Consider the following 13,012-nt stretch of genomic DNA (forward strand, 5'->3'; position numbering starts at 1 on the left):
ACAGGGAGCACCCGTGGACTGGGCGTACCAGAGCGCGGCGGCCCTCGCGTTCCTCGCGTGGGTACTCCTGGCCGTCTTTCGCGTGTTCACGATGCGCGCCGACAACATGATCGAGGGGCTCACCGCGACCTGGGCCAAGCGCATCTACTACCGGCGCAGGATGCAGCCCGACCGGGAGGCCTTCCTGCGCAGGCAGTCCGAAGGCCGGCCCGGCTGACGCCTACCCGGCGCTGCTCCCGCCCTGTCCCGAGGCGGCAGGCGCAGCCCCCATCCCCGGCGTGAGCCTGGACCGAGTCCCGAAGACCCCACGGCCCGCCGCTACGGCAACGTCCGCCGGCCGGTTATGACGTCTGGAGGGGGACGTAGGCCGTCGAGACTCCTACGGATATCCCAGGGCCGATGTCACCGGGTCCCCGCACCAGCGGTTCAGTGCTCACAGAGGGAGAACTACCGTTCGTAGAGCTGCTCGTTGTGTTCGTCGACGAAGAACTTCCTTTCCTTCATGAGTTCTTCGCGGTACGTCTTGGCCTGCTCGAGCGTCATGGTCGAGGTGTCGGACCAGGGCTGCTGCGGCGGCACGTCGGAGGTCGAGACGATCTGCTCTGCCGGATCGACCAGGAAGAACGCGAGGATTTTGCGGTGTCCCGGGCGGGTGGGGTCCGCGAGGCGGAACGCGTCCACGCGGTGCTGCAGGACGTTGGGGAACGCCAGGCAGCGGCCCGCAGGGGTCAGTACCGAGCCCAGCACCTGGTTCAGCGCGTCTTCGTCCTCAAGGCCGTAGACCTCGCGCAGCCCGGCGTCGTCGTTCTGTTCGTAATGCGGGTCGTCGAGTGCGGCCCGGAATCCCAGCCGGCTTACGGTGATGTTCTCGCTGTCCCAGTAGTAGATGCCGGTCGAGACGATCCGCTCGTTCAGCATGCCCTCGACGTGCCACGAACCGCCGGGGTACGCGGGCTTGCCGGGGAAGCATAGCCCGGCCCACTGACACCGCAGCTGCGGAGGCCCAAGTCGAGCAGGTCATGAACTGCTGCAACTGCTGTCCCGCCGCACCAGCGCACTACTGAGCGGAGCCCTCCCGGCTCCCCCACGCCGCCGCGAACGTGACGCCCGTCCAGGGGTGCCCGGAACGGACCGCGGCCAAGTGCTCGGCAACCTGCCGGGCCACCTCCGGGCGTAGCGGGACCGTGCGGCCGACCGCGCGCAGCCGGCCGTCCTGGTCGTGGCGGCCGAGGACGAGCACGTCCTGGACGTCACGCTGGAACGCCCGGAGCTAGGACGTGGACCGCATCCTCCACGCCGCCGAGACCGTCCGCCCCCTGTGCACCCCGCCCACCACCTGACCTCGCAACCACCCACCGGCAAGCGCACGACACCACACTCGCCCGCCCCAGCGCGGCCGGCGCTCGAGGAACAGCAGCGCCGCCTCGCCGAACTTGGGGTGATTCCACAAGGGCGTACAGGCCCTCACGCAATACATCCAACGGGAAGGCTGCGGCTTGCCCGGACGGGCCCATGTCGAGCACCTCCCGGACGGGACGCAGCATCGCACTGGCGTGTGGATCGTCAACCAGAAGCAGCGCCGCGACAGGCTCGATGCCGACCAGCTCGCCACCCTCGCCGTCCTCGGGGTGGGCTGGCACAGAATGGATCTTAGTTACTCTTTGTGCCACCCCAAGCACCTCAAGTGATGGAGTTGTCATGGCTGAAGCTGTCTTCTTCTCCGACACCAACCACCAGGGCAAGAGCGCAGCGCTCGGCCCGGGCCGACACGTGCTCGACGAGAACTTCAACGACACCATCTCTTCCGTGCGCGTCCCGGCCGGATGGACGGTCACCCTGTTCGACGGCCGCAACTTCGACGGCGAAAGCATCGAACTCACCAGCGACGCACCGAACCTCAGCAGCGGAATCAACGACCGCACCTCGTCCATCGTGATCACGGACGGCGCCAACCGGTCCAACACGGCGCAGATCAACGGCAGCGCCTTCACCGAAATCGAGCAGTCCAACGCGAACGTGGCCGTCAACTTCTCGGAGCTGTGGTGACGCCCCTCCACTGACTAGACCCCGCAGTATGGGGGGCCGCCGCTCGGCGGCCCCCCATACTGCACGCACCACTCGTGCGGCCAGGCGGCGCTCAGCGTGCGCAGCCACTGCCGCCCCGGCCGCCCTCGAGGTGGAGTGGGCGCGGCCGCGGTAGATGTAGGGCGGGACCTCCGGCGGGTCCGGCCAGGCTGGCACAATGCCGGCGCGTTCGGTCGCTGCACGGGCTGTAGGGTCGTGCAGCGGATGCCGCCGCTGGGATGCCACTCCAGCACCGGACCCACAGCCCGGCCGTGTTGGGCGCACCCGTCGAGCGTCGAGCCCCTGCGTGGCGGGAACCACCCGGGGGACTCGCCTGGCTCACGCGTCGTCCGCGTCAAATTCGACCGCGGCCGGGTCGTCCGGCCGCGCTCAGGCGTTCGCCGGCCGCGGCACCGATCAGCCGGCGGAGCTCAGCAGGGTTCGTGAGCTGTTGCGCAGTTTGCGGTTACCCGCGCCTCGGAGACTGAAGACCAGGGGGCCTGCCGGCAGCTGCTTTCCCGCCCGCCGTGCGGCACCCTGCTGATGGCCGCTCTCGGCGCCCGCGGCTGTACTGATGGTCCGCAAGTCTTGGTCAGCGCCCCTTCAGGCACTTGTCCAGGACGGATTCGTGAGACACGTCGTCAAAGTCGGTCCCCTGGACTTCAACACCGACGCCGCTGAGTGCGCGCCGGAGGGCATCCTTGGAGCTTGAGTACACCATCTTGCTCTTGATCGGCGAGCCTTCGGGAGACCAGGCGAAAAGGACGATCTTGTTGCGCGGGGCGCCCTCCGCGTTGTGGTAGTCGAAGTCGTACACCGCCCAACGGCAGTCTTTCTCCGGCAGCCTTTCGAGGAAACTGTCGTAGGTCGCCTCCTGATCATCCGAGCTGTCGTTCTCGACGACGATCTCGGTCTTGTTGTCGTTCAGCTTGTAGACCACGTACTTGAGCTGCTTCTTCAGTTTGAGCTCATCGAACTTGGTCACGCACTCGTTAGAGAGGCCAACTCCGCTTCGAGACATTCCTGCTGCTCCTTCACACCGGGTGCGGGCGGGTTCCCGCCGGTTGCTGCTCAGCCTTTCTGGACACCCGTGCCGTCCAGTGGCTGAAGGAGCATGACACCGATCCCGGCGAACTCAGCCTCATCTGCGTCCACCAGCCGTCCGTCCCGTTCGTGCGGATCTTCTCCGAACGCCTCGGCGTCCAGCCTGACACGGTCGTGCCCACCTTCCCCCGCACAGGCAACGTGGCCGCCGCCACCCTGCCCCTGCAACTCGCCCTCGCCGCCGAACAGAAACGACTGCACCCCGGCATGAAGATCGCCCTGTTCGGTCTGGCCAGCGGTGCCAGCGGCGGCGTGATGCTGATCAACTGGACAGCCTCAGGCACAGAGGTTCCCTGAGCCGGACGTCAAGCAGCCACTCTCTGCCGGGGCACTGGGCCGAGACGAGGACCGATGGCGGCAGCCGACCCGCGCAACCGGCAGCCGGCACCGGGCGCCACGTCGTGAGCGTGGCTGAACAGGCTCCGGAAGCCCAGGTCGCCGCCGCACCCCTGGGGTGTCTCCCGCGGCAGAAACGGCGGGAAACGCTTCCCCCACACGTGTGTGGCCGGGGACAAGCAGTGGAATGACCGTGGCCGTAGCGGGAACTCAAGGCGACTACGACCGCAACGTGATCGGGGCAGGGCGCCCCCCCCGTGACAGCAGCGACGGTGACGGTGACCGCGGAAGGAACACGACATGACGGTCTCTGCACACGTGCTCGACGGTGTACGGGGCGGGCCTGTGGCCGGTGTCGGGGTCCGGTTGGACCGGCTGCACGAGGACGGGACATGGCACCGGATCGCCGAAAGGCGCAACCGACCGAGACGGGCGTTTCGCGTGTCTGGACTCCGGTGGCCTGACCACCGGCACCTACCGGTGGGTGTTCGCCGCCGGTGAGTTCTTCGCCCGCCAGAACATGCCCTCGTTCCACCCGGAAGTCCCGGTGGTGTTCGCCGTCGAGGACCTGGCGCAGAAATATCATGTGCCGCTGCTGCTCAGCCCGTTCTCCTACACCACCTACCGGGGGTACTGATGGGCATCACCTTCGGCGACAACCAGTACGGCAAGGTCGAGTGCCGACTGGTGCGCGTCGACCGTGACGTGGACGGCACACCGGGCCGCAACGCGATCAAGGACATTACCGTCACCACGACCCTGGCCGGCGACTTCGACGCCACCCACCTGCACGGCGACAACACCGGCCTGCTGCCCACCGACAGCCACAAGAACGCCGCCCACGCCTTCGCCAAGAACGGCATCGGTGAAATCGAGGACTTCGGACTGCGGCTCGCCCGCTACTTCGTGGACAGCATCGACACCGTCAAACGGGCCCGCATCCGGCTCGAGGAACACCACTGGGACCGCGTCAACGAACACGCCTTCGTCCGCAGCGGCCGTGAAACCCGCACCGCCACCATCACCTACGACGGCACCACCGCCTGGGCCGTCTCCGGCATCCGCGACCTGGCCCTGTTCCAGACCGCCGGATCCCAGTTCCACAGCTTCCTCCAGGACGAATACACCCTGCTCGGCGAAACCGGTGACCGGACCTACGCCACCCTCGTCAAAGCCTCCTGGCGCCACAACCACATCCAAGACGGCCACGACTGGGCCACCGCCTACCGGCAGGCGAGTGACTCGCTCATCGACACCTTCTGCACCATCCGCAGCCAGTCCACCCAGCAAGTCCTCTACACCATGGGCCACACCCTCCTGGACACCTGCCCCACCCTGGCGGAAGTACGACTGCACATGCCCAACCTGCACCACCTGCACATCGACCTCTCCCCCTTCGGCATGGACAACCACGAAGAAGTCCTCTACCCCTCCGACCGGCCCTACGGCCTCATGGAAGGCACCGTCCTGCGCGACGACGCCCCCGCCCCCGGCCTCGCCTGGTGGTAGCAGCTCCGGCGACGACGGTGGGGACACGTGGTCGGAGCCCACCAGGGGGTGTTCGCGGCGAAGGCGCTGGCTCGCTACAACCGTTTGGCGATGGCGGCAGTCGGACTGTCCGCCCTGCAACAACGCTCAAGACCAGGTTTCGGCGGGGTTGGCTCGATATCTCGACGGCGCGGGGGATCTACCTGGGGAAAGGGCAGCGAGACACCCTTGGTAGGGTGCGCCGATGTCAACGATCAAGCAGTTCCAAGTGACCTTCGACTGCGAGGAACCTGCGCGCCTCGCCGCTTTCTGGTCTGAGGTGCTGGGGTACGTCGTACCGACGGTCCCCGAGGGTTTCGCCACGTGGGAGGAGTACCACCGCTCGCTGCCGCCCGAGGAGCAGGTGATCTACTTCGCGTGCACTGATCCCTCGGGTGTGGGTCCGCGCCTGCTCTTCCAGCGAGTTCCCGAAGGCAAGGTCGTCAAGAACCGGCTGCATCTCGATGTGCGGGCCGGTATCGGGCTCGTGGGTGAGGAGCGCCTTGCCACACTTGAGGCCGAGTGCGCACGACTGGTCGCGCTCGGCGCGGTACATGTGCGAACGATGCGTGCCGACGGCGAGAACGAGTCCTGCATTGTGATGCAGGACCTTGAGGGCAACGAGTTCTGCCTCGACTGAGGCGCAGACGCTCGTCCTGGCGGGCCAGATCCTGCAGCAGGTCCATGGAGCCGTCGGTCGACGCGTCGTCGGTGACCAGCAGCTCCACGTCGGTGTGGGTCTGCGCGAGCACGGAGCGCACCGACGCACCGAGAGTGGCGGCCGAGTTGTGTACCGGCATCACCACAGAAACCAGGGGCACTGCGGTGCTCCTTACCCAGGTTGGACTTGTCATGGATGTTGTTGTCGCTAGTCAGGGCTACGTGGGGCTGCCTCTGGCCGTGCGTGCCGCCGAGGTGGGTCACCGTGTCGTCGGCTACGACGTGGACCTGCACCGTATCAACCAGCTCACCGCCGACGAGTCGTACGTGGAGGAGTGACCTCCTCCACGCTCCGCGCGGTCCTGGACACCAGGCCTACTCCGCGACCGCCGACGCCGCCGCGCTGGCCGGCTTCGACATCGCGGTGATCACCGTGCCAACCCCGCTGCGGGACGGCGTGCCCGACCTGACCTACATCGGCCGTGTGACTGGTAGGCCCGCATGTTCAGGAGTGTCGCATTCGCCACGATGTCGGTCGATCGTGACCCTGTGTCGGTGCTCTGCGCATGTCTCAGGCAGGTGAACATGGAGGCTGTCGGCCGCGACGATCTCGACGTACTCGGTGCCCGGCCCGGACAGGTGCGCCGCCGTGGTGATGTCTCCCATGTTCTGCCAGACGCCGTCGGCACCTGCCCGGCCGCGGCCCTCGCCCTCGTCGAGCGGTAGAGGGGAACGGGGCGACGACGCGAGCGCCGTCGTCGCCGTGAGCGGCGAGGGCGCTTTCGGGGCGCGGCGGACCCGGCGGGGCCGTCGCGCACAGGACGATCAGGTCTGCGGCGGATTACCCGTCTGCGCCGCCCGGTCGTTGCCCTTCGCGTAGCCGGCCTCCGCCGCGCTGATGAGCGCGAAGGCGGTCGAATCATTGGGGTCGATGTACTGCAGGGCGATGTAGCGATTCACTGGAGCCTCGAAACGTCTTTCACCGGCCAGATAGATGTCCTTGGTGTCCCGGTGGATCTGGTCCTCGATGCTCCCCTTCTTCTCTTCGAGAGCCTTCTCGCCGTACTCCCCGAGGATGTCGTTGATCGTCTGCTCCACAAAGGCCGCGCCGCTGTCCATGGCCACCGGCACGAGGATCGCCGCGGCGCCGACGGTCGCGGTCGTCGCGGGCAGCGCCGCGAAGCCCGCTCCGACGACGGCCCCGGTGCCGAGTTCGATCAAGGTCTTCATCTTCTCGTGCGCCTTCTCGTACGCCTCGTACGCCTTCTCGCCCTCGGCCCTGATCTGCTCACCGCGCGCGTGGTCGAGCAGTCCCTGCACCTCCGCACCGGTCTTGATCACGAACTGGGCGGGCCCCTGGTCGGGCAGCGGAACGTTGCGGTCGGGGCGCAACATCGTGTCCAGTCTGGCGGTGGTGGAGATCTGCTCCGCGACCGAGACGGTCTCGTAGGCATCGGGGTGCTGCCCCAGCGCGGTCAGGAAGTCGACGGCGACCTCCCGGCTGACGGCGGCATGGGAAAGGGGATCCGTGCGCGGGGCGAACACGCTCTGCTGGCCGCCGTTGTCGAGGGCCCAGTGGAGGTCGTCGATGTATCCGGCGCCAATGCGTCCCATGCTCACCGCCAACGCCTCCTGCTCCCTGAGCAGTTTCGCGTCGCTGTACGCCTCTATGACGCTCTGGGTGAGCTTCGCGGTGGTCTCGTCCTGGACGAGGACCGGCCGCGGATCGTCCCAGGCGTGCCCCAGCGTCGCAGCCTCCAGGGCGTGGCCGAGCGCGGACGGCACGTACGCCTCAGTGCCGTCCATGTTATTTGGATCGTTGCGGCCGACGTCCGGGAAGGACTCCGCGCCGCCTTCGCGGGCGAAGTAGTCGAGATAGTTCTTGATGGGCTGGCCGTCCTCCTTCCCGAGGTCGGGCTGGGCACCCACCTTGACCGTCCCGTCCGTGTTGTACGCGGTCGGCGGCTCCTCCGTGAAGAACTGCTTCGAGGCCTCGGGGCTGTGGCCGAGGGCTTCGAGGACGCCGGCCAGCGGGTCGTAGCCCGCCCCGTTGAGGCCGGACGGGTTGAAGATGTTCTGCTGCCAGGCGTCGCGCTTGTTATCGGAGAACATGTGCGGGTTCTGCTCGTGCAGTTGCACCACGTGTCCGGCGATCGGGTTGAGGAAGCGCGGGTCGTAGTCGCCGTAGCGCAGGATGCCGGCGAGCGCCTGGTATCCGTACACCCCCATGGTGTCGCCGGGGAACAGGGGGAGCCTCTGGGTGCCGAGCTTGCGGAACTCGGCCGACCAGTCGCCGAGCGGGTTGACGGGGACACCGTTGCCGCCGGGTATCAGGATCTTGCTGTCGGGGTCGGTCGCGGTGGCGAGGGTGAGGCCCAGGTTCCGCTGGAGGTCCTGGGCGTCCTTCAGCTGCTCTTCCTTGGGTCCTGCGGTGGTGTAGGTGTCCGTCGACATCTGGACGAAGAGGTCCAGGGTTCCCTTGGGACCGAGCTTCTCGTAGAAGGAGGTGGTGAACTCGACGGACGACTGGTTCGCCGCCAACAGCTGGTTCAGCTGCTGGAGTTCGGCATGGGTGAGGCCCTCGCCCTTGGCCCCCTTGGCCGCCAGCTCGTAGGCGCGCTGGGCCTCCTCCGCGTCCAGGCTGGTGTACTTGGGGGCGGTGAAGTCGTGGGCGTCGCCGACGTTCGCCGCCAGGGCGAGCCGGAGTGACTCGTCATCGGCCATGCAGCCGGCGACGATGGCCCGGATCCGCTCGGTCCAGGCGTCCAGATCGGCCTTCTCCTTGGCCCGTGCTTGATCCGTGTCCGGGTCGTGCCGGGTCGTGGCGTCGGCGGACACGGGGTACCGGGCCGTGACCAGGCCCTGGCTGTCCACGACGATGCCCGCCTTCTCCGCGCCGTCGACGATCGCCTGGAGGGCGTCCTTGGCCTTCTTGAACGCGGTGTACCCGTCGAGCAGGAGCCGGTGTATCCCCTTGGCTTCTTTGGCCGCGTCGTCGAACTCCTTCGCGACCTTGCGGATGAACGCCTGGGTGACCTCCGCGTTCACTCCCGCCCAGTCCGCCTTGTCGGCCTTGCTCTGCATCCCGTCGCGGGCGTCGGCGGCGAGCAGCGCGAGCTTGCTCGCCATGGCCGACCAGTCGTCGACAGCGGTCTTGAGCTTGTCGACCGGCGCGTGTAGCACGTTCCAGTACGTCAGCATGGTTCGCCCCGCCTACTTCAGCAGCTCGTTGATCTTGGACACGGCCATCAGATCGCCCCGGATTTCCGCGTCGTCCTTGGCGTGCGCCGCGACCGAGTAGTCCAGGTGGTTGGAGATCTGCGCGCAGGCGTCCCGCAGGGTCCCCACCTGCGTGTACCACCGCTCGTGCACCTGCACGAGCTGGGTGCCGCAGGTGAATTGGGCGGCGGTGAGCGCCGCGGCCGCCTCATAGTTCGACACCCGTGCGGTCTCGGTGTCCCGTTTCACCCCCTCGTACAGCACGTGCGCGTCCGCGCCGATCGGGCCCAGCTCGTCGCTCTTGACTGCCAGATCGGGCGTGGCGCCGCCGCCTCCGGTCTGGTTCAGCCGCATCGCGACGGCGGCCGCGTCCGCGCGCGCCTGCCGCCATTCCTCCTCGAACGACATACGCCCCCGCTTCGATGTGTCGTGCGTGTCATGTCGTGCCATGCGTGAGGTGCCATGGTTCGCGTGTCGTGCCGTGCCCTCGGGTACCAAGCGCTCACCGTACGGACGCCCGTCCCCCGGCGCCAGAGTCGAGCGCGCCGTAACCGGGCCGTACAGATCAGGCCAGCCGTCGCAGCGCCCAGACGGACGAAGCCGGGGCCTCGTAGGTTGCGCCGGGCATGATGGCGACCTTCTCCGGCCCGACTGGTAGGCCCGCATGTTGAGGTGTCACGTATTCGTCAGCCGAGACGTGTTCATGGCCTCACTGGGTAACGGACAGTGATGTTCTGGAGCCTCGCCCTCCGCTGTTTGATCTCATCTTGTGACTGCGAGCTTCCATCTACTCCAGATAGAGAGCTGCCAGGCGGGGCAGGCGACGAGTCATTTCGTCATGGTCATCGAAATCGAAGTTCCAGGTGGGGTCCAGCTCCCGGTAGCGGATGGTGGGTGGGCTGGTGGGGAGCTGATCACCGGTCGCCGAGATGTGCGCGTTCCAGGCGATGCCCAGCATGTCCTCACCCTCCAGGTCGACGCCGTAGGCTGCGGAGGCTTGAACGATGGGCAGTTCTGCCAGGGCATCGGGTTCAGCGACTACGCGCTCGAAGACTTCACGGCCCTGAGCGATCAGCCAGCCGCGGAAGTAGTCGAAGCCGTCGTCAGAACACCCACCGTTGGTGATGTAAGCAGCGACCCACAGAGGATTGGTATAGGAGTCAACCATCAGCTCCCACAGAACCTGCGTTTAACCGCGTGGTGATCGGGTTCTGATCGGAGAGGCACCCCACTTACGGCTCACCGTCAAAACCGTCAGCTGGCCAGGTTATGCGGGGGCGGTGTCTGCGTGTTCAGGAAGGATCGGTGCGTGTGGGCTTATGAGGTCGAGCAGTTCGGTGCCGAAGGGCTCTGGCGTGGGCTGTCCGAGGCACTCGCGTGCCAGGGTGAGCAGCCGGTCGTGGCTTTCAGGGGCGTCGGGGATGGCCAGTCCGCGGGCGCGGGCAGTGGCTCCGTCGAGTGGCGCTTGCGCCCGGTCGGGAGGGCTCTGCTCATGCATGCGGATGGCCCACTCGGTCCGCATGATCTCATTGGCTATGATCATGCAGGCGCTGCGGGCCGGGTTGGGCGAGGCTAGGTAGGCGACTTCTTCGGTGCGGGCCAGGTCCAGGAAATGCCGTGCGCCGGCAATGTCGCTGTGCTCGGTTGCCCTGCGGAAGCCGATGCCCGCGAATGCCTTGGCGTAGACCCATCGCAGGGTGAGACGGGTGAGGATCCGCATGGCCTCATCCATGTCGGTGTCCGATGCCTTTCCGGCGATGTCGACCAAGGCGAGCTCGCGGCGGAGAGGGTCGGTGATGTAGTCCAGCCACGACAGGGAATGCCGCCAGTCACGATTGGCGATCGTCATGGCGGTCCACGCGGAGTCCGCCGCCTTGCCTGGAGGCAGACGCCGTGCTGATGCGAGGGCACGGGCCGGGTTGAAGCGGGCCCACAGGCCCGGCAGCTGGCCCGCCACCCAGTCGATGTGCCCGAACCGGACCTCCGCAGCCGCTATCAGGCTCAACGCACGCCGTGGTGCGATATCACCCCAGCACAGAGTTAACTGGTCGACAGCGAGCATGAACTCCGTGGGCAGGCAGTCGGATCTCCACAGGCGGGCCTCTGCGGCTTCCACAAGCTCCAGTGCAAGCGCGGGGCTGACCCGGCTGGCCAGCTCGGCGGCCTGGGCCAGCGGCCAGCTGTCCGTCGAGACCCGGACCCGTGCCAGCAACCAGGCAACCAGCGGCCCCTCGACCGGCTGACCACCAGATGCCTGGATCACCGGGGGGACTCCGCCGGGCAGGCTGCGAATGCGCGACAGCACCGCAGCGACCACCCGCGCCGAATGCGGGCGCCGCGCCGGATCCTTCTGCAGTAATGCGGCCACAAGCCGGTCCAGCTCGATGGGCACGTCGCTGCGCAGGGTCTGCAGCGAAGGTGCGCTCTCATCGGAGTGCCGGCGCATCAGGACGTAGTAGTCCCCGCTGTAGGGCGGGGAGCCGGTGAGCAGCGCGTACAGCACGCAGCCGAACGCGTACAGGTCGCAGCGCGCGTCGACGTGGGCGCCCCGCCACTGCTCGGGGGCCATGTACGCCGGGGTCCCGAAGGGGTGTCCGGTCACGGTCAGGCCACTGGTCGAATCGACGGAGCGGGCGATTCCGAAGTCACAGATCCTCACCCGGCCGTCCGCCTGCAGGAAGAGGTTGGCGGGCTTGAGGTCGCGGTGCACGATCCCTTCCTCATGGGCGGTGGCGAGCACCTCGGCGGCCTGGAGGGCCAGGCCTACCGCCTCGTCCACGGGCAGGCCTGCGGGCTTGCCGGCGAGGGCAGCACCCAGGTCCGAGCCCTCAAGGAGTTCCATCACGATGTACGGGCGTCCCGCTTCCTGCCCCGCGTCATGGACCGCCACGATCCCCGGATGACGCACCCTGGCCCCGATCGCGGCCTCCCGCCGGAACCGGGCCACAGCCTTCTCGCCGCCCAACTCCGCCAGTAACACCTTCACGGCCACCAGCTTGCCCAGTTGCACGTCGCGGGCCTTCCAGACCTCGCCCATACCGCCCCGGCCCAATAGCTCAACCAGCTCGTACCTGCCTGCCCACCGTTCGCCCGCCCGCACAGCACCCCCCGAGATCCGGAATCGCAACAGGCGTGAGTCTCGAGGAGCACTCACGCCACGGCTATCAGAAGACGTGTCAGATCACTGAAGAAGTTCCCGGCCGGCACTTCACGAACCCCCGCCAAGTGCCCCATTCCCAGACATACCAGCCGTGTCGAGGGCGGGGAATGGCGGTACGGCCGCGTCACCAAGGGGCTGTGTGATGTCGCGATAACTGACGGATTCGCCCCCCTATTCGGGGATGGAATCCGGTAGACCATTGGTCGTGACGCGCAGGCAACTCACGCACGCTCACTGGAAGTTCATCGAGCCGTACACGCCGATCGGCACGTACGGCCCGTACCCGAACGGCTGCGAGAGCAGTTCGAGGTGGTGATCTGGCGGTTCCGCTCCAGCGGTCAGTGGCGGGAGATGCCTGCCGAGTTCGGACCCTGGGCCACCGTCTACGGACGCTTCAGGGTTTGGCGGGACGCCGGTGTCTTCTCCGCTCTGCTCGAGGGCGTGATCGCCGAGGCGGCTCGCGCGGGAAGAGCAGACTTGTCGCTGGTCAGCCTCGACTCCACCACGGTTCGCCCCCACCACGACGCCGCCGGGATGCGCGTCGGCAAGGACCTCATTGACGCTTTGGAAGAGGCTGCGCGGGAGCAGGAGGAAGCCCGGCAAAAGGGGCGGCCCGAAGGGGCAAAACAGACAAGCCGAGCGACGGCGCATCCGACGCCGACGCAAACTCCGCCTGAATGAAGCCCTACTCGGCAGGTCCCGCGGCGGACTCACCAGCAAGGTCCACCTCGCCGCGGACCGCAAATGCCGCCCCCTCGCCTTCGCCCTAGTAGTGCTTTGTTAGGTGGTGTCGTGGGGCTGTCTTGGGGTGGGTTGTCGGCAGGTGGGGCAGGTGCCGGTCCAGGTGGCGAGTAGGTGTTGGAGGAGGTCCAGGGCCTGGTAGAGGGTCAGGCCCTGGCAGGGGCTTTTGGGCTGCTCCGCTGTTCGGTGAGGAACAGGTGG

13 protein-coding genes and 4 pseudogenes are annotated in these 13,012 nt (G+C 67.4%); 9 read left to right on the plus strand and 8 right to left on the minus strand.

The window, feature by feature from the left end:
* Positions 1-13 precede the first annotated feature (13 nt).
* On the plus strand, positions 14-217 hold the full coding sequence (locus AB0447_RS28835) for a hypothetical protein (protein ID WP_366479751.1): 204 nt from the start codon (positions 14-16) through the stop codon (positions 215-217).
* A 230-nt stretch (positions 218-447) separates the two neighbouring features.
* Here AB0447_RS28835 and AB0447_RS28840 read toward each other — a convergent pair.
* Positions 448-957: pseudogene (locus AB0447_RS28840) on the minus strand (DUF4246 family protein); the annotation flags it as partial.
* 100 nt (positions 958-1,057) lie between these two features.
* Positions 1,058-1,240 carry a hypothetical protein gene (locus AB0447_RS28845; RefSeq protein ID WP_366479752.1) on the minus strand — a complete coding sequence of 61 codons (183 nt, stop codon included), beginning with the start codon at positions 1,238-1,240 and terminating at the stop codon, positions 1,058-1,060.
* Positions 1,241-1,698: 458 nt separating this feature from the next.
* Between AB0447_RS28845 and AB0447_RS28850 the strand changes: the two genes are divergently transcribed.
* On the plus strand, positions 1,699-2,046 hold the full coding sequence (locus AB0447_RS28850) for a beta/gamma crystallin-related protein (RefSeq protein ID WP_366479753.1): 348 nt from the start codon (positions 1,699-1,701) through the stop codon (positions 2,044-2,046).
* A gap of 610 nt (positions 2,047-2,656) precedes the next feature.
* Here the strand turns inward: AB0447_RS28850 and AB0447_RS28855 are convergent.
* On the minus strand, positions 2,657-3,049 hold the full coding sequence (locus AB0447_RS28855) for an actin depolymerization factor/cofilin-like domain-containing protein (protein WP_366479754.1): 393 nt from the start codon (positions 3,047-3,049) through the stop codon (positions 2,657-2,659).
* Between the two features lie 119 nt (positions 3,050-3,168).
* Between AB0447_RS28855 and AB0447_RS28860 the strand changes: the two genes are divergently transcribed.
* The 4 genes from AB0447_RS28860 to AB0447_RS28875 all read left to right on the plus strand — a co-directional run bounded on the left by AB0447_RS28860 (position 3,169) and on the right by AB0447_RS28875 (position 5,671).
* On the plus strand, positions 3,169-3,465 hold the full coding sequence (locus AB0447_RS28860; protein ID WP_366479767.1) for a 3-oxoacyl-[acyl-carrier-protein] synthase III C-terminal domain-containing protein: 297 nt from the start codon (positions 3,169-3,171) through the stop codon (positions 3,463-3,465).
* A 391-nt stretch (positions 3,466-3,856) separates the two neighbouring features.
* Entirely contained in the window at positions 3,857-4,141 is a 285-nt protein-coding gene (locus AB0447_RS28865) for a hydroxyisourate hydrolase (RefSeq protein ID WP_366479768.1), read from the plus strand.
* Positions 4,141-5,013 (plus strand): factor-independent urate hydroxylase, encoded by an 873-nt coding sequence (gene pucL / locus AB0447_RS28870; protein WP_366479755.1) that lies wholly within the window; start codon positions 4,141-4,143, stop codon positions 5,011-5,013. Before AB0447_RS28865 ends, pucL begins: the two co-directional genes overlap by 1 nt.
* A 223-nt stretch (positions 5,014-5,236) precedes the next feature.
* Entirely contained in the window at positions 5,237-5,671 is a 435-nt protein-coding gene (locus tag AB0447_RS28875) for a VOC family protein (protein ID WP_366479756.1), read from the plus strand.
* Positions 5,672-5,675: 4 nt separating this feature from the next.
* Here AB0447_RS28875 and AB0447_RS28880 read toward each other — a convergent pair.
* Positions 5,676-5,852: pseudogene (locus tag AB0447_RS28880) on the minus strand (glycosyltransferase); the annotation flags it as partial.
* Positions 5,853-5,883: 31 nt separating this feature from the next.
* Here AB0447_RS28880 and AB0447_RS28885 point away from each other — a divergent pair.
* On the plus strand, positions 5,884-6,030 hold the full coding sequence (locus AB0447_RS28885; RefSeq protein WP_366479757.1) for a hypothetical protein: 147 nt from the start codon (positions 5,884-5,886) through the stop codon (positions 6,028-6,030).
* 246 nt (positions 6,031-6,276) lie between these two features.
* Positions 6,277-6,417 carry a hypothetical protein gene (locus AB0447_RS28890; RefSeq protein ID WP_366479758.1) on the plus strand — a complete coding sequence of 47 codons (141 nt, stop codon included), beginning with the start codon at positions 6,277-6,279 and terminating at the stop codon, positions 6,415-6,417.
* A gap of 99 nt (positions 6,418-6,516) precedes the next feature.
* On the opposite strand, the gene AB0447_RS28895 is transcribed toward AB0447_RS28890, so the two are convergent.
* The 4 genes and pseudogenes from AB0447_RS28895 to AB0447_RS28910 form a co-directional block, all read right to left on the minus strand.
* Positions 6,517-8,892 (minus strand): hypothetical protein, encoded by a 2,376-nt coding sequence (locus tag AB0447_RS28895; RefSeq protein WP_366479759.1) that lies wholly within the window; start codon positions 8,890-8,892, stop codon positions 6,517-6,519.
* A 12-nt stretch (positions 8,893-8,904) separates the two neighbouring features.
* Entirely contained in the window at positions 8,905-9,318 is a 414-nt protein-coding gene (locus AB0447_RS28900) for a hypothetical protein (protein WP_366479760.1), read from the minus strand.
* A 379-nt stretch (positions 9,319-9,697) separates the two neighbouring features.
* Positions 9,698-10,096, minus strand: a pseudogene (locus AB0447_RS28905) (DUF4240 domain-containing protein); the annotation flags it as partial.
* An 81-nt stretch (positions 10,097-10,177) separates the two neighbouring features.
* Positions 10,178-12,064: a serine/threonine-protein kinase gene (locus tag AB0447_RS28910; RefSeq protein WP_366479761.1), complete on the minus strand. Its 1,887-nt coding sequence runs from the start codon at positions 12,062-12,064 to the stop codon at positions 10,178-10,180.
* A 211-nt stretch (positions 12,065-12,275) separates the two neighbouring features.
* Here AB0447_RS28910 and AB0447_RS28915 point away from each other — a divergent pair.
* Positions 12,276-12,830 (plus strand): annotated as a pseudogene (locus tag AB0447_RS28915) (transposase); the annotation flags it as partial.
* Positions 12,831-13,012: the final 182 nt, after the last annotated feature.

Origin of the sequence: Streptomyces sp. NPDC051211, from assembly GCF_040689505.1 — a bacterium.
In the GTDB taxonomy this organism is placed as follows: domain Bacteria; phylum Actinomycetota; class Actinomycetes; order Streptomycetales; family Streptomycetaceae; genus Streptomyces.

Coding starts and splice junctions, on each gene's coding strand:
- AB0447_RS28850 (WP_366479753.1), top strand. CDS start 1,699: ATGGCTGAAGCTGTCTTCTTCTCCGACACCAACCACCAGGGCAAGAGC.
- pucL (WP_366479755.1), top strand. CDS start 4,141: ATGGGCATCACCTTCGGCGACAACCAGTACGGCAAGGTCGAGTGCCGA.
- AB0447_RS28890 (WP_366479758.1), top strand. CDS start 6,277: ATGGAGGCTGTCGGCCGCGACGATCTCGACGTACTCGGTGCCCGGCCC.
- AB0447_RS28900 (WP_366479760.1), bottom strand. CDS start 9,318: ATGTCGTTCGAGGAGGAATGGCGGCAGGCGCGCGCGGACGCGGCCGCC.
- AB0447_RS28895 (WP_366479759.1), bottom strand. CDS start 8,892: ATGCTGACGTACTGGAACGTGCTACACGCGCCGGTCGACAAGCTCAAG.
- AB0447_RS28875 (WP_366479756.1), top strand. CDS start 5,237: ATGTCAACGATCAAGCAGTTCCAAGTGACCTTCGACTGCGAGGAACCT.
- AB0447_RS28885 (WP_366479757.1), top strand. CDS start 5,884: ATGGATGTTGTTGTCGCTAGTCAGGGCTACGTGGGGCTGCCTCTGGCC.